Origin of the sequence: Parasedimentitalea denitrificans (assembly GCF_011813015.1) — a bacterium.
Lineage (GTDB): Bacteria > Pseudomonadota > Alphaproteobacteria > Rhodobacterales > Rhodobacteraceae > Parasedimentitalea > Parasedimentitalea denitrificans.
The window spans coordinates 1-19,183 of the sequence record NZ_QHLQ01000038.1 but is presented as its reverse complement, the minus strand read 5'-3'; the positions used below and the strand labels follow the sequence as shown (position 1 = coordinate 19,183).

The 19,183-nt window shown below is 53.5% G+C and carries 18 protein-coding genes and 1 tRNA gene; 17 read left to right on the top strand and 2 right to left on the bottom strand.

The window, feature by feature from the left end; genetic code table 11:
- Window positions 1-795 (bottom strand): glucuronate isomerase (locus DL239_RS20545; protein WP_206188574.1); only part of this gene is annotated, 795 nt, incomplete at its 3' end.
- A 141-nt stretch (window positions 796-936) separates the two neighbouring features.
- Between DL239_RS20545 and DL239_RS20540 the strand changes: the two genes are divergently transcribed.
- From DL239_RS20540 to DL239_RS20460, 17 genes are all read left to right on the top strand, one after another.
- A complete protein-coding gene (locus DL239_RS20540; protein WP_167685970.1) occupies window positions 937-1,629 on the top strand; it encodes a GntR family transcriptional regulator in 693 nt (230 codons plus the stop codon).
- On the top strand, window positions 1,629-2,555 hold the full coding sequence (locus tag DL239_RS20535) for a sugar kinase (protein WP_167685969.1): 927 nt from the start codon (window positions 1,629-1,631) through the stop codon (window positions 2,553-2,555). Before DL239_RS20540 ends, DL239_RS20535 begins: the two co-directional genes overlap by 1 nt.
- Before the next feature lie 876 nt (window positions 2,556-3,431).
- On the top strand, window positions 3,432-3,971 hold the full coding sequence (locus tag DL239_RS20530; RefSeq protein WP_167685968.1) for a hypothetical protein: 540 nt from the start codon (window positions 3,432-3,434) through the stop codon (window positions 3,969-3,971).
- Between the two features lie 82 nt (window positions 3,972-4,053).
- A complete protein-coding gene (locus DL239_RS20525) occupies window positions 4,054-4,476 on the top strand; it encodes a hypothetical protein (RefSeq protein WP_206188573.1) in 423 nt (140 codons plus the stop codon).
- A gap of 182 nt (window positions 4,477-4,658) precedes the next feature.
- The gene (locus DL239_RS20520; RefSeq protein ID WP_167685966.1) at window positions 4,659-4,823 is read left to right on the top strand and encodes a hypothetical protein; all 165 of its coding nucleotides are present in this window, start codon (window positions 4,659-4,661) and stop codon (window positions 4,821-4,823) included.
- A 2-nt stretch (window positions 4,824-4,825) separates the two neighbouring features.
- Window positions 4,826-6,478, top strand: a complete 1,653-nt coding sequence (locus tag DL239_RS20515) for a recombinase family protein (RefSeq protein ID WP_167685965.1) — start codon at window positions 4,826-4,828, stop codon at window positions 6,476-6,478.
- Window positions 6,479-6,622: 144 nt separating this feature from the next.
- Window positions 6,623-7,771 carry a tyrosine-type recombinase/integrase gene (locus DL239_RS20510; RefSeq protein ID WP_167685964.1) on the top strand — a complete coding sequence of 383 codons (1,149 nt, stop codon included), beginning with the start codon at window positions 6,623-6,625 and terminating at the stop codon, window positions 7,769-7,771.
- 115 nt (window positions 7,772-7,886) lie between these two features.
- Window positions 7,887-8,096 (top strand): helix-turn-helix transcriptional regulator, encoded by a 210-nt coding sequence (locus tag DL239_RS20505; protein WP_206188572.1) that lies wholly within the window; start codon window positions 7,887-7,889, stop codon window positions 8,094-8,096.
- A 69-nt stretch (window positions 8,097-8,165) separates the two neighbouring features.
- On the top strand, window positions 8,166-8,771 hold the full coding sequence (locus tag DL239_RS20500; RefSeq protein ID WP_167685962.1) for a hypothetical protein: 606 nt from the start codon (window positions 8,166-8,168) through the stop codon (window positions 8,769-8,771).
- Between the two features lie 209 nt (window positions 8,772-8,980).
- The gene (locus tag DL239_RS20495; RefSeq protein WP_206188571.1) at window positions 8,981-10,306 is read left to right on the top strand and encodes an AAA family ATPase; all 1,326 of its coding nucleotides are present in this window, start codon (window positions 8,981-8,983) and stop codon (window positions 10,304-10,306) included.
- Between the two features lie 125 nt (window positions 10,307-10,431).
- Window positions 10,432-10,932, top strand: coding sequence for a helix-turn-helix domain-containing protein (locus DL239_RS20490; RefSeq protein WP_167685960.1), 501 nt, complete (start codon window positions 10,432-10,434; stop codon window positions 10,930-10,932).
- A 207-nt stretch (window positions 10,933-11,139) separates the two neighbouring features.
- Complete coding sequence (locus DL239_RS20485; protein WP_167685959.1) at window positions 11,140-11,970, top strand: peptidylprolyl isomerase; 831 nt, start codon at window positions 11,140-11,142, stop codon at window positions 11,968-11,970.
- On the top strand, window positions 11,967-12,983 hold the full coding sequence (locus DL239_RS20480; protein WP_240932097.1) for a HupE/UreJ family protein: 1,017 nt from the start codon (window positions 11,967-11,969) through the stop codon (window positions 12,981-12,983). Before DL239_RS20485 ends, DL239_RS20480 begins: the two co-directional genes overlap by 4 nt.
- Before the next feature lie 124 nt (window positions 12,984-13,107).
- Window positions 13,108-14,076, top strand: a complete 969-nt coding sequence (locus tag DL239_RS20475) for a SphA family protein (RefSeq protein ID WP_167685958.1) — start codon at window positions 13,108-13,110, stop codon at window positions 14,074-14,076.
- A gap of 31 nt (window positions 14,077-14,107) precedes the next feature.
- The gene (locus tag DL239_RS20470; protein ID WP_167685957.1) at window positions 14,108-15,913 is read left to right on the top strand and encodes a DUF3604 domain-containing protein; all 1,806 of its coding nucleotides are present in this window, start codon (window positions 14,108-14,110) and stop codon (window positions 15,911-15,913) included.
- Entirely contained in the window at window positions 15,910-16,686 is a 777-nt protein-coding gene (locus DL239_RS20465) for a hypothetical protein (RefSeq protein ID WP_240932096.1), read from the top strand. Before DL239_RS20470 ends, DL239_RS20465 begins: the two co-directional genes overlap by 4 nt.
- A gap of 11 nt (window positions 16,687-16,697) precedes the next feature.
- Entirely contained in the window at window positions 16,698-18,608 is a 1,911-nt protein-coding gene (locus DL239_RS20460) for a DUF3604 domain-containing protein (RefSeq protein WP_167685956.1), read from the top strand.
- Window positions 18,609-19,086: 478 nt separating this feature from the next.
- Here DL239_RS20460 and DL239_RS20455 read toward each other — a convergent pair.
- A tRNA-Met gene (locus DL239_RS20455) sits at window positions 19,087-19,163 on the bottom strand.
- Window positions 19,164-19,183 lie beyond the last annotated feature (20 nt).

Sequence of the window (19,183 nt, the reverse complement as noted above, 5' to 3'; positions counted from 1 at the left end):
TTTCTTGTTCATCTTCACTCCTTGACGGTTACGATGAACCAGAAATCCTCCTGATGCTAAACCTTCCCAAATACCCACAGGTGCTGACGTCAGACATTCTGCGCGGCGTTTTCGGTGCGCTTGCAGATAACCGCGCCAGGATGAAGTATCCTCACCCGTCATTTCGCCAAAACGGGCGATATTCTCAGCAAACCCCGGTGTTTCCGGGTCAATTACGGTATCTGGGCGATATGTCGTGATCACGCGACCACCCCAGCCAGAAGCCTGAATATTTTTGTGCGCTTCAAGCGGATCAAGCGCACCTTCCGTCGTGGCCAATACCTCGATGTTGAAATTTTCAAACAGGGCTCTTGGCCGAAACTCGGGCAGCTTTAGGCAGCCATCGATGCGATCAAAAATTGCATCAGCTGTTTTGGCATTTAGCGGATCGGAAACACCAAAGACCTCTTGCAGTGAGTGATCTATCCACAGCGCCGTCGGAGTTGCGCGAAACAAGAAGTAGTGGCTTGCAAAGGTACGCCAGATCTTTCTTGGATCTGTCTCTATCTCTCCACTGTCAAGTCGTGAGATGCCGAGGTCTTCCAGCCTGACGCCTTGAGAATACAACATGCGAAACAGGTAGTGATCGGGTGTCACAAACAACTCAGCCGGGTTTGCGAAGGCGGTGTTGCTAGCAAACCAATTGGGATCGGTATGGCCGTGCGGGCTGATGATCGGGAGCTCCACTACATGGGAGTAAAGCTCGCGCGCAATGTCCCGAGTTTGCTGATCCTGCGGAAAAAGCCGATCTTTCATCAACACACGCGCTCTCCCTTTACCTGGTTTCCCTCATCGTGCATTAAGACTTAACAACAAACTACACGACTGATATGTTAGCTGCAAGTCAACTAATATGTTAGCGAGATCGATTCGTCAACGATTATGGAGAGGAGCCCCATGGCGCAAAAAATGGCAGTTAAAAATATGCAGCCCGTCGCAAGGGTAACCGTGACAGAGCAAGTGTTTGAGACCTTGTACTCGAAAGTTCTTACGCTCGATCTTCCGCCAACAACCAAAATTTCGGAGGCAGAAGTTTCGAAACAGCTCGGTGTGTCACGCCAGTCGGTTCGGGATGCGTTCTATCGTCTATCCACGCTCGGTTTTCTTATCATCAAACCCCAAAGCGCGACTGTCGTTAGTCGGATCTCAGCGCGCGACGTTTTTGAGGCGCGCTACATACGTACAGCCATTGAAGTTGAAAATATTCGCAACGCTTGCATGTCATTGACCAACGATCACATCAGTGCGTTAGAAGAACAGATCGACGAGCAGAAGAAGGCCATCCGCGAAGATCAAAAAGAACGCTTTCATCAACTGGATAATCAGTTTCACCGCGACATATGCGACTTTGCAGGGCTTTCATTCACTTGGAAGAGCATCCAGGAAAAGAAAGCACATACCGACCGGGTGCGTTATTTGTCCCTAGCTTTTTCATCACAGACCGCACTGGAAGGTCATGTCGAATTACTTGCCGCGCTTCGAGACCGCAATCCTGAACGCGCTGAGAACGCCATGAGAGATCACCTTTCGCAAATTGAAAGTGCGATCGCGCAGTTGCGCGAAGAAAACCACGAGTGGTTCGAAGACTGATGCCGAAAAAACGATTTCTGGCGCTTGGTGAATGCATGATCGAACTATCGCAAAACCCGGGAACGAAAGGTATGTCGCGAAGCTTTGCTGGTGACACGTTCAACACTGCTTGGTACGCGGTGCGTGAATTTCGGGAAGATTGGGTGGTAAGCTACTTCACGGCAGTCGGTGTAGACAAAATTTCGACAGACTTTCTTGGCTTTGCTCACGATTCCGGCCTGGACTTAACTGATGTCATCGAGCGGACTGACCGCACTCTCGGCCTATATATGATCCATCTCGACCAAGGTGAGCGCAGCTTCACCTATTGGCGAGACAACAGTGCCGCCAAAACGCTTGCGTCCTCAAATGAGTTGCTGACAAACGTCATGGAGCGCGCGGACGTGGTCTACTTCTCCGGCATCACAGTTGCCATTCTTGGCGACGGCGGACGTCGAAACCTGTACAATGCACTCACGGAAGCCCGTGCAAAGGGAAAAACCATAATTTTCGACCCAAACCTTCGCCCAAAGCTGTGGTCCGACAATGAAGAAATGCGGCAATCAACAACCAAGTTTGCACAATGCTCAGACTTAATAATGCCCTCATTTGAGGATGAGCAGATGTACTTTGGAGATACCGATACAGTCGCAACCGCATTCCGCTACAGCAAACTAGGCGCGCAACTAGTCGTCGTAAAAAACGGAGACAAGGAAATCCTTCTCCGCCGCGGTTCTGAATTGTGTCGGTTCAGCCCGCCAAAAGTTTCAGAACCCGTTGATACAACAGCCGCCGGTGACAGCTTTAACGCAGGGTTTTTGTCTGCCTATTTAGCGGACTCGCAGCTCGACGATGCTGTTAGAGCCGGGTGTGAGCTTGCAGCGCAGGTCATCTGCAATCACGGCGCGCTAATTGAAATTACCCGCCTTAAGCCAAAATATGGCTGACAAAATTCTGGAGCCTCCAGTTGGTCATTCGCCTTACAGTGTCGCGAATGACCGATACTCGCCCTTGGTGTTATGGTTGCGGTAGCCAAGTGCGAAAAGCGGCCGTTCGATTTCGGAAGGTCAGCGGCAACTTAGTCCGCTCAGCGGACCTAAGTGCGAGGAGCAGCGCAGGTCCGCTCCACCCTTAGTGCTCTGGATGCCGCGTCATACTTCACCGAGTACCAATGTCACATTAGGGCTTGGATCTGACTTTATGCGTGTTTTGCTCGAGCTGCTCGTTTGAGCCGTTCAGGCTGTTTGGTGAACTACTGCACTGGAGCTCCTCCGGGCCTTTTGCTGGCTTATTTCCGAGGCCGTAGCAGTTGCGTTCGACAGCTGACTGACATTCACCTGCCGCGAACCACCGCCTCACCACACCCGGCTTTCATAGTTGTGGTGTTGCTTACTCACTAAGCAGCGCGCACTCCGGGTCATACTTTCCCTGTGTTCGCACTGCGTTCGCCGGGGCGCTGCCCCGAACCCCGCGCTGTCTGCGGAGGCTGTCTGCCGAGAAGGGGATTGCTCGCCCCCCCCCTTCACCGCCTGGCGTCTTCCGACGGACTCGGGGCGCCGTTCTGCACAGCCCCAAGACCCCATAGCGCCCAGGGAAGTCGTTCCGCACTCTTCCCCAAACCCCTACTGCTCGCGGTCCCACGCGGGGCCAAGAGGGATGCCCTCTCAACACTCACCCAAGATCAGTCGAAGCCTGTGTGCCCGTAGAGTTCGGTCCTGCTTGCGCGCGTTTTGTGACGCGCAAGACAGGCCGAACCCTCCGGAACCAAATGAGAAGAGGGAAGTCCGGTTGCGCGTCATCACCGTAATCAAAAAGGAGCTGTCATGCTCGATACCTATTTCCCTGACCCCAAACACACCGCCGAGTGGCAAGATCACCTGACCTGGGGCGACATCGTTTCGTTTCGGTTTCCACTTCAAGACGATGCCGAAGCAGGCGTGGAGCCAAAAAAACGTCCCTGCCTTGTCATAGACAGGCACCAGATTGGGGCCCTGCCCTTCGTTACTCTGGCCTTCGGTACATCAGCTGACCACAAAACAACCAGAGGCTACGGTGTTGATATCACCCGGCCTGCGCGTGTGATCGCAGCGGGCCTCCATCGCCCGACCCGCTTCATCTGCTATCGCAAGGTAAGCGTGTCGCTGAAGCACAACGGCTTCGTTTGCAACAGAACAACAGAGTCTCCTGTGTTTGGCTCACTGAGCGGCCCTGAGTTCGAGCGCATGAACCAAGTGCGCGCGCGCCTGCAGGCTGAAGCCGACATTGCCGCGGATCACAGGGAGCGTCGACGCCTATATGGGCGCAGGAAAGCAAAGCCCCCAACATTCACTGTCGAATACAAACGCAGCAAGCGCCTCGCCTGATCTCCAAACATTGCTCGGATGACCTCCGGCCCCTCAAAAGATGGGCCGGAACGCCTCGAACTGCATCACAGAAAGACACATCATGCTTCCAATTCCTACGAACTTCCCGACCCAAAACAACCACCGTGTCGCGCTGTTCTTTCCGGAACAATCGCGCGACGATTTTGACAGACTCGAAGAGCTTACAGCCAATGGACTGCGAGCTGCACGCAGTGCGCTGGAAGGGCTGCAAGATCTCAGTATTCAGAACGATCGCGGCCTCTTCGCTGACCTCATTGAACTCCGAGCAACACTCGAGCGCCGCCGCTTGCTGAACGATCAGTTTCGCATCACCGCAGCCTCTCTATTGCGACGTCTCGAACACATAGAGCTCAGCGACAACGATACGGCCGGGCTCGATCAGATCATACGAGATCTGAATGATGCCCATAATCTCTCCCACCGCGTCTGCGATCTCCTCTCAGCCGAACAGGATGTGGGCTGGCATCGCGGTGTTGGGCGCTAAGGACTGAGTGGTTGATGATTAAGTTTCGAACAAAAGCAAAACCTTACAAAAGAATTGACGCCTAAACGCAACTTTTTCATCAAACTCGTTTTTCGGCTTCCGCTAACGATACAACGTTCTGCTCACGACGAACATTCACAGGGAAGAGGCCATTCTCTTCCCCCAGAGACAGGACAAATGCCGTGAGCAATTTCGACCTCAATTCACAATCCAAATCACCAAACGCACAAGTCACCCCACTGCGGGGCCAGGCCTATGTCTTCGTCGGCCTTCTGGCTGAGACATTCGCTGCCTCGCTGGTCGCCGCCAACGACAACTGCGCGCCAAAGTCAAACAAGGACGCCTAAACATGACCAAACGTGTCGCGATCTACGCCCGCTACTCCTCGATCTTACAAGATGTGACCTCGATTGAAGATCAGATCCGGATCTGTAAAGCCTATGCATCGTCACAAGGCTGGACCGTGGTAGAGATCTATACTGACAAAGAGATTTCCGGCCAATCTGCTGCTCGCCCTGGATATCAGCGGATGCTTCGCGATTCAGAGTCTCATGCCTTTGACGTTGTTCTGGCTGAAGCGATCGACCGTTTAGCCCGCCGAACCGCTGACACGACCAATCTGCGTGATCATCTGGCTTATAGAGGCCAGGTACTTTTCACAGTGAACTACGGAGAGATCACGCCGATACTCGCAGCAGTTCTTGGGATGATCGCCGAGCAATCCTCTAAGGACACCGCCGCCAAAACAAGGCGCGGCCAGGTCGGTGCAACACACCGAGGCCGTGTGGCTGCTGGTGTTGCATATGGCTATAGTGTCGCTTCAGGTGACGGCATCAACCGGGCCGTTTGTTCCGAGCGAGCCGAGATTGTAATTCGCATTTTTACTGAGTTCGCCAATGGTGTTGCACCGGCAAAAATTGCGGCAGGCTTGAACGCGGATAGAATTCCTGGCCCCAGAGGCGATGCGTGGCAATCCTCGACCATACGCGGCAATTCCAAGCGGGGCGTCGGCATTCTTCGCAATCGCGCCTACATCGGTCAGATTGTTTACGGCCAGATGCGGTTTCGCAAAGACCCAGTAACAGGCAAGCGCACCTCTGTTGCAGGGGAGAAGCCAATCATGATCGACGCACCAAAGATGCGGATTGTTCCACAGGAACTATGGGATCAGGTCGCGCAGCGACTTCAATCCATCACCCGTGAGATGGCAACAGACCCGGAAACTGGCCTCGCCCTCAATCGTGCACATCGCAAGAAGTTCCTTCTGTCCGGATTACTTAAGTGCGGTTGCTGTGGTGGCAACATGGCAATCATGGGTAAAGATCGCTACGGCTGCTCAATCCGCAAACGTAAGGGCACCTGCCAGAACGCAACCACTATCACCCGCGACCACGTTGAGGGCCGTGTTTTAGCCAGTCTTAAGCGCGAACTCCTGAAGCCCTCTCACATGGAAGCGTTTTGTGCACTGGTGACTAAAGAGGTCACGGCTAAGCAACGCTCCAAAAGTGGCGACCTCAAGTCTCTGGAGAAGAAGATTAACGCACTGGACACCAAAATTGCGCGCATCCTCGATCAAATCGAAGATGGTGTTGGGCATTCCTCATTGCTATTGGAGCGCCTTGGCAGCCGCCAGGATGAACGTGCGGCTTTGGCCGCAGAGCGTGAAGCGATCATAGTCGCCGATGCCTCAAAGTTTGTGATGCCGAACTTATCAACCGCTTATCGTGGTCTGGTTTCTTCTCTTGAAGACAGGTTGAGAGACCCAGCTGTCGTTCAGCGCGCCCATGAGGCTCTGGCTGAGATGATTGAAGCCATTGAGCTGCGTCCAGACGCCTGCGCGCAGCACGGCTACGCCATCACCCTACGGGGTGATCCGGCTGGTATCATCGGCGCTTACGCAGGAGTAGACAAAGAAAAACTCCCGGACGCTGTTACACGTGTCGGGAGTCAATTTTCAGTGGTTGCGGGAGTAGGATTTGAACCTACGACCTTCAGGTTATGAGCCTGCGTGCCGAATACACCAAAACCTCATAAAACCGGTGGTTTTCCCTTTGATTTCCGGAGATTGGCAGCCTTTTGTTTGACACAGAGAGTCACGAAATGCCACTAACACCCTTCACTTTGCCGGACATAGCACGGACACATCATGCCAAAGATCAACGAGACTTTTGTCAAGAAAGTCGAACCACCAACAGCCAATCACAAAATCCATTATGACAGCGAGATCCCTGGATTTGGTATTCGGATTACGAAAGCTGGCACCAAGTCATTCATTCTGAATTACCATATCAACAAGCGAGAACGGCGGTTCACGATAGGCAAATTTCCTGCTTGGACCGCTGCAGCAGCTCGTGACAAGGCCAAGGAATTACGCCGCCTAATCGATCAAGGGATTGACCCTCAGAAAGAGAAAACCGAACGCCGTGATGCTCCTACAGTGACCGACCTCTGGACGGAGTATGAAAAGGATCATTTCCCGACGTTGTCGCCGAGAAGCCAAACCGACCAGAGGGGCATGTGGGCAAATTACATTCTTCCCGAACTAGGGATGATTGCAGTCAGAGAGCTGAACAATCGCCAGGTTCGCCACCTGCACGCCAAAATCAGTGAAAAGACCCCCACTCGGGCAAATCGAGTTCTTGAGGTGCTGAGGAAGGCACTTAATCTTTCCATAGAGTGGGAATGGATCACAAGAAATCCAGCAAATGACTTCCGGCGTAATTCGGAACATTCTCGTGAAAAATACCTTACGGCGGATCAATATGAACGTGTCTTCGCAGCGTTGGAAAAAATGACCAACCAAAAGGCAGCCAATGCAATCAGATTGCTGATCTTGACTGGCGCTAGACGTGGAGAAGTTCTTGGGCTGGAGTGGCCAGACTTGGATCTTGAACTAGGGATCTGGAACCGGCCACCCCACAAAAGCAAAGACCGAAAGCGGAAACGAATTCCTCTGTCCAACGAAGCGCTAATGCTGCTGCGGAGCATGCACGATGTTGCGGGGGCCGGCTTTCTGTTCCCGACTTCGAAAGGAACACACATGCCGGATCTAAATCGACCCTGGCGATGGCTAAGATCGGAAGTCGAAATCCCGGATCTACGCATTCACGATCTGCGACATTCCTTTGCATCCGTTCTGGTATCAAGTGGTGAAACCCTTGAGACGATCGGTAAGCTGTTGGGCCACTCTCAGCATCAAACCACAATGCGATATGCGCACCTGATGGATGACCCGTTGAGAAGTGCTGCCAACAGCTTTTCAGATCAGGCTGTCAAGGGCAATTTCCGGAAATAGGAAACCCATAAGTGAAGGTTAACCCATTGTAACCCAAGTCTAATTTCCGGAAATCGGGGTTTCCTCAAGGCTACCAGACCTGTACTCATGCTTCTGTCAAATCGCACAAAGGAGCATGAACAGAATGAATGACAACCACCTCAAACCTTCCCAGGTTGCTGAGCTACTCAACGTCTCTCACCGAACGCTGAGCCGCTGGCACGCACTACGCGTCGGACCTTCCCGCGTGAAAGTTGGGCGAACCATTCTTTACCGGAAAACGGCAGTCGATGCTTGGCTGGCAGCCAACGAAACGCAGCCAACACGCAACTTCTCAAACGACTGATTTGTCTAGCGACTCCGCGTCAGTCCTTCGGCCGCCGGAACATACCCCTTTCACTTAAACAGGAAAAAAATGTCAGCTTCACCAACACCGGATCAGTCAATGATCACCGCCTTTTTGCACACCGCTACCCATCGATGGCCCGAACTCAACGAACCGTCAATCCTGGAGATTCGTGCTTTGACAGATGGAAAAGCAGCAGATTATCGACACTTCAAGCCTCAGGAAATCGAAGCCGCCGCCATCCACTCAACGGAATTGAACGCGGCTGGCTGGAACCTCTATGCCTGTGTGAACCCAGTGGCTAAAGGCACTGTAGGAGCAGCTACAGACGACGACATACTTGCTGCATTCTATTGTTTTGCTGATGCCGACGACGAGCACGGAGCCAATTCGATTGCCGATGCTCCTCTTCAACCGTCTATGCTGGTTACAACGGGCACCATGCCCTGGCGCCGATTGCACGGGTATTGGGAGCTGGATGAACCTTGTCGCGACATGGGCGCTTGGCGAGGCATTCAGAAAAACATTGCCTCAAAACTGGGCACTGACAGCTGTGTGATAAATCCAAGCCGCATCATGCGTTTGGCGGGCACCGTGTCCTATCCAAGCAACTCCAAAAAACAACGCGGTTACGTCCCAGAACGTACCACTTTCGAAATGACTGGGACCCAATGATGTTTACAATCGATGATCTAATTGAACAATTTCCACCGATAGTCAGCCCGTCAAATCGAGGCGCCCTTTCTGTTTCAGGATCTATGCACTCCAAACTCGACGTTGACGAAGCAATTCGCAATTTGAAGGCTGGCATAAACTGGCACAACAACATGGTGCGAGCTGTGGGGTCCTTCGTTGCCTGCGGTTGGCCCGACGAGGCCATTCTAATGTTCGCCAAGGACTGGCGGCTCGAAGGATATAGCCAAGGCGATACTCTTCGCGAAGTGAGTGCCGCGATTGAAGGGGCTCGCACCAAGGGCTTTGCTCCTCCCGAGAATTCACGTCTCAATTCACCGACCTTGGAAACGTGGCCATCCCTCTACGAAACCTTCGACGCCAAAAATATACCACGCCGCCGATGGATCTATGACCATCACTATATCCGAGGCTTCGTATCGGTCCTCGCCTCCGCAGGAGGTGTAGGAAAGACGTCTCTACAAATTTGTGAAGGTTTGGCAATCGCCAGTGGGCGCCCACTCCTCGGTGAAACTGTGCACGAGCGGACAAATGTTTGGGTGATCAATCTTGAAGACCCTCTCGAGGAAATGCAGCTCCGCGTCGTAGCAGCGATGCAGGCACACGGTGTGACCCAGGAAGAAATTGAGGGGCGGCTATTTGTGGACGCAGGTCGAGACTTTCAAATCCTATTTGCGGAACAAGGACCCAAGGGTTTGTCTGTAAATAACGAATTGTCCGACATGATGATCCGCAAAATTCGCGACAACAACATTGGTGCTGTATTCATTGATCTGTTTGTTGGCAGCCATGCAGTAAATGAAAATGACAACATGGCTGTCAATGCGGTGGTCTCTCAAATTCGACATGTAGCGGATGCCACAAATTCAGCAATTGGGCTGGTCCATCACATCCGGAAATCCAACGGACAAGATGCCAATATCGACAGTGTCCGTGGCGCAGTTTCGTTGATCGGAGCAGCTCGTGTCGCTCGCGTTGTTAACAAAATTTCCAAGGAAGACGCCGCAAAGCTAGGCATTGATGAAAATACCGCAAAGTCCGTTTTCCGTGTGGAAAATGGAAAAGCCAACCTTTCGCCCCCTGCAGAAAACTCAGTTTGGCGAAAAATGACAGGGGTCCAATTGTCAAACGGGGAATGGGTTGGGGTGACTGAAGAGTATCATCCACCAAGCCTCAAGCCTGTGTCCGAGCATGAATTTTTTAAAGTTCAAAAGGCAATCAACCGTACGGCTGAACCAGTCAAATGTGCAGAGTCTGCAAAAGACTGGGCTGGATACACTGCTGCAGAGGCCCTCGGCGTAGACATCGGACGCGGCCCAAAGGCTGATCGAAGTCACGAACAGGAAATTGAGCGGGTAAAAATGCGCAAATTGATCCGTGACATGGAGAAATTCTCGTTCATCAAAAAATCTAAAATTTACGACAAACGAAACAGCCGAGACGTCCGCGTTTACGAAGTTGGAAACAGCATTCACGACGCATTCAAATGCGGGGAACAACCGCAATCGGCTGAGTAGCACGTATGGCGGCGGGCGGGTGTGAAGCACCGCCGCCGCAGTAGTATACTTAAGGAAAAACTGTCTGCGGCGGAAAGTACCCCACTCTCCAGTCGAACTCTTCATCAAATAATTGAGATAAAAAAATGAGCAAAATTTCTGGAGCTAATCTGTTCAAAGAACCAGCCAAGTGGCCGCGAATTCCACCCTGGTGGTTGCTGTCGTCGCCGACAGCAGCAGCGTTGCTGAACGTAACACCGGCTACCCTTCACAACTGGAGGGTTCGGGGAGAAGGCCCCGCAGCAGTGCCTCCGATGTATCTCAAGCCGACCCAGGGTGACCCAATCTACTATCAATTCGGCGTTGTCAGGTCCTGGGCAGCTGAGCGCCTCGGCCTCAGCTACTCAATCGAAGATCAGTGTCATGACTTCTACAGCCCCTTGATCCCCCCTTTCGCCGATAGCGAACGAACAATTGACGATCTCGCAATAAAATTTGACAACATTATCGCAGGAGAGCGAACTCGGGCGAAGACTGGGAAGCCAACGCTTTACATCCCTCTGGAGAGGCTCGAGGAAATGGATATTTATTATTCAAAACAACCTCGAACGCTTCAGCCAATCACTATGCAAGCGTCGCAAACATGACGAAGTTGTAAGCCTCCTCCGGACGGCAAGTCTGCCCTGTAAATGTTAGCGCATGTGCCATTAGGGTCTTTTGAAAAACTGCATAGCCACATCACGAGCCAAAAGTATGTCCCCGGTTGCTAAAATGCCTGCCTCGGACTTACTATTACTTTTTCCCCTCCTGCTTGGGGATCACTTATTTCAACTCACATCGGAATTTCCAAAGACATGATTGCCCGTATTTCCAAAGAACCTCTGGTTCATTTTCTGCTTATCGGGGGACTGATCTTTGCCACGTTTTCCCTTATGGACGACAGTCCGGCTAAGCTAAACAGCCAACAGATCACTATCAGCAAGACGGATCTGGTATCACTATCTGCACGCTTCGAAAGCGTTTGGAAACGCACTCCCCAGCCCGAAGAAATGCAGAGCATGACCGAAGACCTGATCCGCGAGCGGGTGCTGGTCAATGCAGCGCTGGATTTGGGTATGGACCAGGGCGATGCAGTGATCGAACGGCGACTGCGTCAAAAGATGGAGTTCTTTGCCGCCTCGATTGCCGAGGCGATCGAGCCAGAAGACGGGGAGTTGGTGGCCTTCTTTATCGCCAATGCCGAAGACTATCAAGAATCACCGCAATTGGCGCTGGAGCAGGTCTATCTGGGCGAAAAAGCAAACTCTGAGGATAGCTCGGAGGCCCTGTCGGCGCTGCGGACTGGCATAGATCCTGCACAATTGCGGTCCCCCAGCCTGTTGCCTGAACGCTTTGAAATGACCGCCGTGCAGGTATTGGACAGTTCCTTCGGAACTGGCTTTGCCGGATCGTTGATCAACCTGCCAATTGGCGAATGGGCTGGGCCAGTGCAATCTGGTTATGGTGTGCACTTGGTGCGACTCTCTGGAAAATCCGCGTCAACTCTGCCACCACTGGATCAGGTCATGCCACAAGTGTTGGCCGACTGGCAGCGCGCAAAACGCCAGGATGTTTTAGATCAATATTACCAAACTCTGCGCCAAGGGTATGAAATTGTTCTGCCTATGTCGGACGACGCCTCATGATGCCGCGCTTTCTGACCGTCCTGGCGCTGCTGGTGACAATGACTACATCGCAGGTACAGGCCCACGCACTTGAACCGGGGTATCTGGAAATTCAGGTACTTTCTGGAGAGACCCACAGTCTGTTCTGGCGCAAGCCTGATGTCAAAGGTAAACCTATGGCTATGGACGTGGTGTTGCCGGTCAACTGTGACCTGCGCAGCCCTCCGGCTCCGCGTTATGACGGAGCGGCTTGGGTGTCTCGCTGGACCGCTAAATGCGATGGTGGTTTGGTCGGCCGGTCTATCGCTATCGACGGCTTGGAACGCACCAACACCGATATTCTGGTACGTTTTCAGGACCCTGATGGTAGCAGCTTCACCAGCCGATTGACACCTGACCAACCCAGCTTTGCCCTCCCCAAAGACCCCGACGCGTGGCAGGTTTTGGGGGGCTACATCGCGCTGGGAGCAGATCACATTCTGGCCGGATTTGACCATCTGCTGTTTGTCTTTGCCCTGCTGCTATTGATCCGTGATCGGTGGCGGCTGGTGGGCGCGATCACAGCCTTTACTCTGGCCCATTCAATCACCCTGGCGGCAGCATCTCTGGGCTGGCTAAATGTGCCGCCACCGCCGGTCGAGGCGGTTATTGCCCTGTCGATCGTGTTCCTGGCAGTCGAGTTGTCAAAGCGCCGCGATGACACAATGCGCCTGTCTGAGCGCTGGCCATGGCTGGTGTCATTTTCATTTGGCCTACTACACGGATTGGGATTCGCCGGTGCCCTGCGCGACATCGGATTACCAGAAGGCGATCTGGTCATGGCGCTGCTTGGCTTCAACCTGGGTGTCGAGGTTGGTCAATTGGCCTTTGTTGCGTTGGTGCTGGCTGCGGCGGCTCTGGTTACACGGGTCGTACCAGCGATCGGCCTCCAGCTGCGGCGCAGTGGTGCTGCGCTAAATACAGTATTCACCTATTTTGTAGGCATCATCGCTGCCTATTGGTTTGTCGAACGGGTTACAGGTTTCATTTTGTAACGCTGACTAAATCACATCCCGGGTTGCAAACGTGTTGCCGCCCGCCATACAGTCTTACCGTACGTGCTTGTTATAAAAGAAGAGTCGTGTTTCTGAGTTGCATGTTTAAAAAGAAAGTATTGCCGTGAAAAACATTCATGCTGCACTGACCGCATCGGCTCTGCTGTTGTTTCCCTCATTTGGACAAGCCATCGAAGGCGGCACCCAAACCTATCTTTTGGGAATTCGCGACAGCCTGGCCGGGGTAGTGCCGCCAGCTGGGGTCTACTTCAACAACGACTTGGTGCTTTATTCAGGTCAAGTCCCGCAATTGGTGATTGGCGGTGTTGGGGTTGTCGATCCGGATCTGAGTGTCGCCCTGTGGCGGCCCAATGTAACCTATGTCTTTGACTCTGCCCTGTGGGGCGGTACGCCAGCAGTCAACATCAGTCTTCCCATTGCCCATGCTTCGATGGATGCGCAGGGGGTGGTAGGGCAATTTACCGGCTCATTTACCGACGAAATAACTGGTTTTGGCGATTTGTCGATCACTCCTATTGTTGGCTGGCACAATGGCAACCTGCATACTTCGGCTTCACTGACGATGTATTTTCCGACCGGGAAATACGAAACGGCATCTTTAGATGTCGCGGGCAGATCTGCCAGTGTTCTGAACCTTGGTAAAAATCGGTTTGCAGCCGACCCAACAATTTCCATGACATATCTTGACCCTAAAAACGGCCTGGAATTCAGCGGTGCTTTAGGCGTGACCATCAGCGCCGAGAACTCAGCGACTCGATACCAAACTGCACCGGAATTCCATTTTGAAGGCGCAGTCCTGCAGCACTTGCCCAGCGGGTGGGCTGTTGGCGTCACCGGATATGCTTTTCAACAGTTTTCCGAGGACAGCGGAGCCGGAGCCGAGAGCATCAAAGCCAGCTTGGGACTGTCCAGCCTAAGAGCACAGGTTTATGGCTTGGGCCCTGTGGTCACTTACAGCACCAAGATCGGCGATCAGCCGGTCAATTTCAAAGCAAAATACATCAAAGAATTCGACGCTGAACGCGTCTTTGAGGTCGACAAGCTCTGGTTCACGCTGGGCTTTGTCTTCTGAATTCCACCATTCAATAAGATTGGAAAACCACATGAGATCAATTGGATTGAAACTGTCAGCCAGCGCCTGCGCGCTATTGCTTTGCAGCACGGCAGTGGTTCACGCCGACCCCAACCCGATGCGCAACGCCTATTTTGGTGAAACGCATTTGCACACGATGTTTTCGCTGGACGCCTATATTGGCGACAACCGGCAAACGCCAGATATGGCCTATCGGTTTGCCAAAGGTGAGGCTTTTGACATTGGTGGCGTTACAAAACAGCTGAAACGGCCGCTGGATTTTGCCGCAGTCACTGACCACTCAGAATATATCGGCGAGATGTACTCGACCAATGTTGAAGGTGCCCCCGGCCATGACAACCCGGATCTGGTCACCTTGCGCTCTCTCGAGAGTCTGGAGCAAAAGCAGGAGTGGTTTTTTAAATACGTACTCTCTGTCAATCGTGGTGCTGCAAAACCCAAGCATCCCAGCTTTTTCGCCGGTCCCTCAACGGTCAAGAGCGCCTGGCAGATCATGGTGGAAGCCGCAGAGCAGCACAACGAACCGGGTGAGTTCACCGCCATCGTTGGCTTTGAATGGTCCGGCGCGCCGGGTGGCGCAAACCTGCATCGAAATGTTCTGTTCCGCGATGCCAACGTGCCCGCCGCCCCCATCAGCTATCTGGATGTGAACACCGAAGAAGAGCTTTGGGACTGGATGCGGATACAAGAGGCCGAAGGCATGAATTTGCTGGCGATCTCGCACAACTCCAATGCCTCCAAAGGACGGATGTTCCCGAATACTGATTCTTCGGGCAACCCGCTGACCCTGGACTACGCACGCACCCGACAGCACTACGAGCCGCTGATCGAGATGATGCAGATCAAGGGCAATTCCGAAGTTCACCGCAAGTTCTGGGCCGCCGATGAGTTTTCGGACTTTGAGAATGCGGATTCTATTCAGGATAACTCGGGGCGGATCTTCCATGCCCGTGATTTTGTCCGGGGTGGATTAAAAGTTGGCCTGCAGAAAGAGCAGGAGTTGGGGGTGAATCCCTTTGCCTATGGGTTTGTTGGAGGCACCGACAACCACAATGGCCTGATGTCTGACGTGGCCGAGGACACTTTCATCGGCGGGCATGGCCCCGAGGACGGCACAGTGGAACGTCGCCGCACCGAAGGTGTTGGCGGCTGGATTGATGGCAAAGACCTGTCGATTGGCTCAATCACAGGGGTATGGGCGATTGAAAACACCCGCGCAGCAATCTGGGATGCAATGCGGAGGCGCGAGACCTTCGTTACCTCAGGCCCGCGTATCAAGGTGCGTATGTTTGGAGGTGTTGATCTGGTACCTACCCCAAGCGATCCGGTTGCGATGGTCGAACAGGGCTATCAGCTGGGCGTGCCAATGGGCGGAGAACTTCCGGCTGCGGGTGTTGCACCGACTTTCACTGTCTATGCGGAAAAGGATGTCGATGGAGCCAACCTGGACCGGATCCAGATCATCAAAGGCTGGGTCGATCTGAACGGCGATGTGAATGAAACGATCATCGACGTGGTCTGGTCTGGTGACAGATCTATAAACGCCGCAGGGAAGCTGGCTCCGGTTGGAAACACAGTAGATCTGACCACCGCACTGTTCACAAACGACATTGGTGCCGCCACCCTAATTGGCAGCTGGACAGACCCTAATTTTGATCCCACCGAAGGCGCATTCTACTACGCCCGCGCGTTGGAAATCCCAACGCCACGTTGGACCACCTATGACGCAGTCCGCTATGATCTGCCGCTGCTGGAGGACGTGCCCGCAGTGATTCAGGAACGCGCTTGGGGCTCGCCGATTTGGTATCAGCCTTGAAAAGAACACCCCACTTTTTGGTCGGCCTCGCGTTTGCGGGGCTGGCCACGGGTTCATTTGCCCAAGATAGTGGCGGCCAGTCGCTGCAAAGCCAGGCCAGCGACCCAACTGCATCACTAATGTCGTTTCAGTTTCAGGATTTCTATTCGCCCAACCTGCACAACATCGCTGGGTCACAGAACGTGGCTCAATTTCGGGCAGCGGTTCCGTTCACTCTGGGGGGCGTCAACAACATCGCCCGCCTTACGCTGCCTTATGTCACTCGCAATGCCGCCGGGCGCAGTGGACTGGGGGATGCAACCCTGTTCAACATGGCGACCTTTAATCGCTCGTGGGGCCGGTTCGGCGTTGGCGTGGTTGCACTATTGCCCACTGGTGCCGACGGCATCAGTGCCGAAAAGTGGGGTCTGGGCCCAGCCATGGGCTTTATTGCTCAAGAAAACTGGGGGCTGTTTGGGGTATTCAACCAAAACATTCTGACCGTTGGCGGCGACGACGCACGGCCAGATGTGAACATCTCTACATTACAGCCGATCCTGAGCCATTCACTGGGCAATGGTTGGTCTGTGGGTAGCTCCGACATGTCATTTGTCTACGACTGGGATCGCGATGAGTTCACAAGCCTGCCGCTGGGCGCGAAGGTCTCAAAGCTAACCAAGATTAACGGCATGCCTGTGCAATGGCAGCTAAGCTATGAGCGCAACTTTTATGATACCGGTTCCGGTCCGCGTGACACTATCGGCCTGACCGCAAAACTTCTTGTACCGAAATAAGGAATTTTCCGATGAAGCGTTTAGCCATTATTACTACTTTTCTTGTCTTGGCTTCACCAGCTTTGGCGCAAGATGGGTTGCCGCCTGACGGCACCACCAGCGTGCTAAGAGGCGCCCCCTATTCGCCGAACGCCAATCGCGGCTTCCCTACCAAAGTGCTGTTTGGTGACACCCATGTGCATTCGGCTCTGTCGGCGGATGCGGGCGGCGGCGGTACTACGTTGATGCCGCGCGACATGTATCGTTTTGCCCGTGGTGAGCAGGTGAACTCCAACACCGGACAGCCGGTGAAACTGTCCCGTCCGTTTGATTTTTATATGCTGACAGAACACACCGACGGCATGGGGGTGATCACCGACATCATTAAGGGTGCGCCCAATATTATGGCCGATCCACAGGGTAAGAAATTCCATCAGGAATTTGCCAAGGGCGGTGATGCGGCCAAACAGGCCTCGTTTGATCTGATCAAGCAATTCAGCCAGGGCACCCTGTCCGAGGCGCTGCTGTATCAGCCCGGATCGCCCGGCTATGACAACACCTGGGCCGATCTGGTGGCAGCTGCGGAACAGTTCAACGAACCCCATGTGTTCACCGCAATGATCGCATACGAGTGGACCTCGCTGGTCGCGGGCAACAACCTGCACCGCAATGTTATCTTCCGGGACGGTCCCGAACGCGCGTTGCAAGTGGTGCCCTTCCTAATGTCACCCCCGGCTGGCAGCCCGGACCCGCGTGATCTGTGGAACTGGATGCAGAATTATGAGGACGACACCGGCGGAGATGTCTTGGCCATTCCGCACAATCCAAACCTGTCCAACGGCATCATGTTTACGCAGAACGACACCTTCCGCGATGGAGAAGCCTTTGACCCCGAATATCTGAAAACCCGCGCCCAATGGGAACGGTTGGTTGAAATCGGCCAGACCAAGGGCGACAGCGAAAGCCACCCGCTGCTGTCGCCAACGGATGAATTTGCCGATTACGAGAACTGGGACTGGGCCAATCTGGATGTGACCGAGGCAAAAACCCCAGAGATGATCGCCAATGAATATGTCCGCAACGTTCTGAAGAACGGTCTGACCTTTGCACAGAACGGCCAAACCAACCCGTTTAAACTCGGCTTTGTTGGTGGATCAGACATTCATACCGGTTTAACGACGCAGGACGACAATAACTTCTTTGGCGCCTTCACCTGGATGGAGCCCAGTGCAACGCGCGCTACTACCTTGGCCAAAGAAAACAAAGAGCTGGGGATCGAGTACAAAGGTTGGCAATACGCCACTCCCGGCCCAACGGCTGTCTGGGCCACCGAAAACACCCGAGCTGGTATCTTCGACGCGATGGAGCGTCGTGAGGTCTATTCAACCACCGGGCCACGTATCACGGTGCGGTTCTTTGGCGGCTTTGACTTCGCCTCTGACGACATCAATTCGCGCGAACTGGCCAAGATCGGCTATGCCAAAGGCGTGCCGATGGGTGGAGACATGATCCATGGCGACGGTGCACCTTCGTTTCTGGTCTACGCCATGCGCGATCCAATTGGCGCCAACCTGGATCGGGTGCAGATCATCAAGGGCTGGGTAGATACTGACGGCACCACACAGGAGAAAGTCTATGATGTGATCTGGTCCGGCGACCGCCAGCCCGGTGAGGATGGCAAACTGCCACCAGTTGGCAATACCGTAGATCTGTCAGTCCCCAGCTGGACTAACGACATCGGCCGAGCTGAATTGGGCGCAGTCTGGACGGACCCGGATTTTGATGCATCGCAGCACGCGTTTTACTACACCCGTGTGATCGAAATCCCCACCCCGCGCTGGACCGCTTATGATGCTGTTCGGTTTGGTGTCGAGATGCCGTCGGAGGTCACACTAATCACCCAGGAACGCGCCTATTCATCGCCAATCTGGTACACACCTTAAAATACGCAAGTGGCAACTTTGATGTATCCGAACTAGGTGGTCGCTTGTGGGCTGATATAACCCACAAGCAACTATCACTTTTATACGTTTCCGTTCATCGGCGTGTACTCATTGTTGAAACACCTAGTGAATCATTTCTCGCTCCATCCAGATCTCGTTAGTGTTTGCGCTACGCCGAACTTACGCTACAAGCCACGACACAAATGGAGGTCGGTTTTCAACGTTCAATCGGTTCAACAGATCAGATGACTATTTGCACCAGCGTGAACCACCTAAGAATTTCAAAATTTCCCTGTGACTGAATGTACCGTAGTCTCTCTGCTCTGCTTGCAAAGAGTCGTCAAAAAGGGTGGTGTGGGTTCTGATTATCCTCAGATCACCGATGAAAGGAGATTTCAGAATGGATTGCGAAGCGGACATAGGCCGGACACAAAGAAAAAGGCCTCGAGCGGATTATCGCTGTGAGGCCTTGTTTTACTGGTTGCGGGAGTAGGATTTGAACCTACGACCTTCAGGTTATGAGCCTGACGAGCTACCGGGCTGCTCCATCCCGCGACGCTTTTTTTGGGCTATCG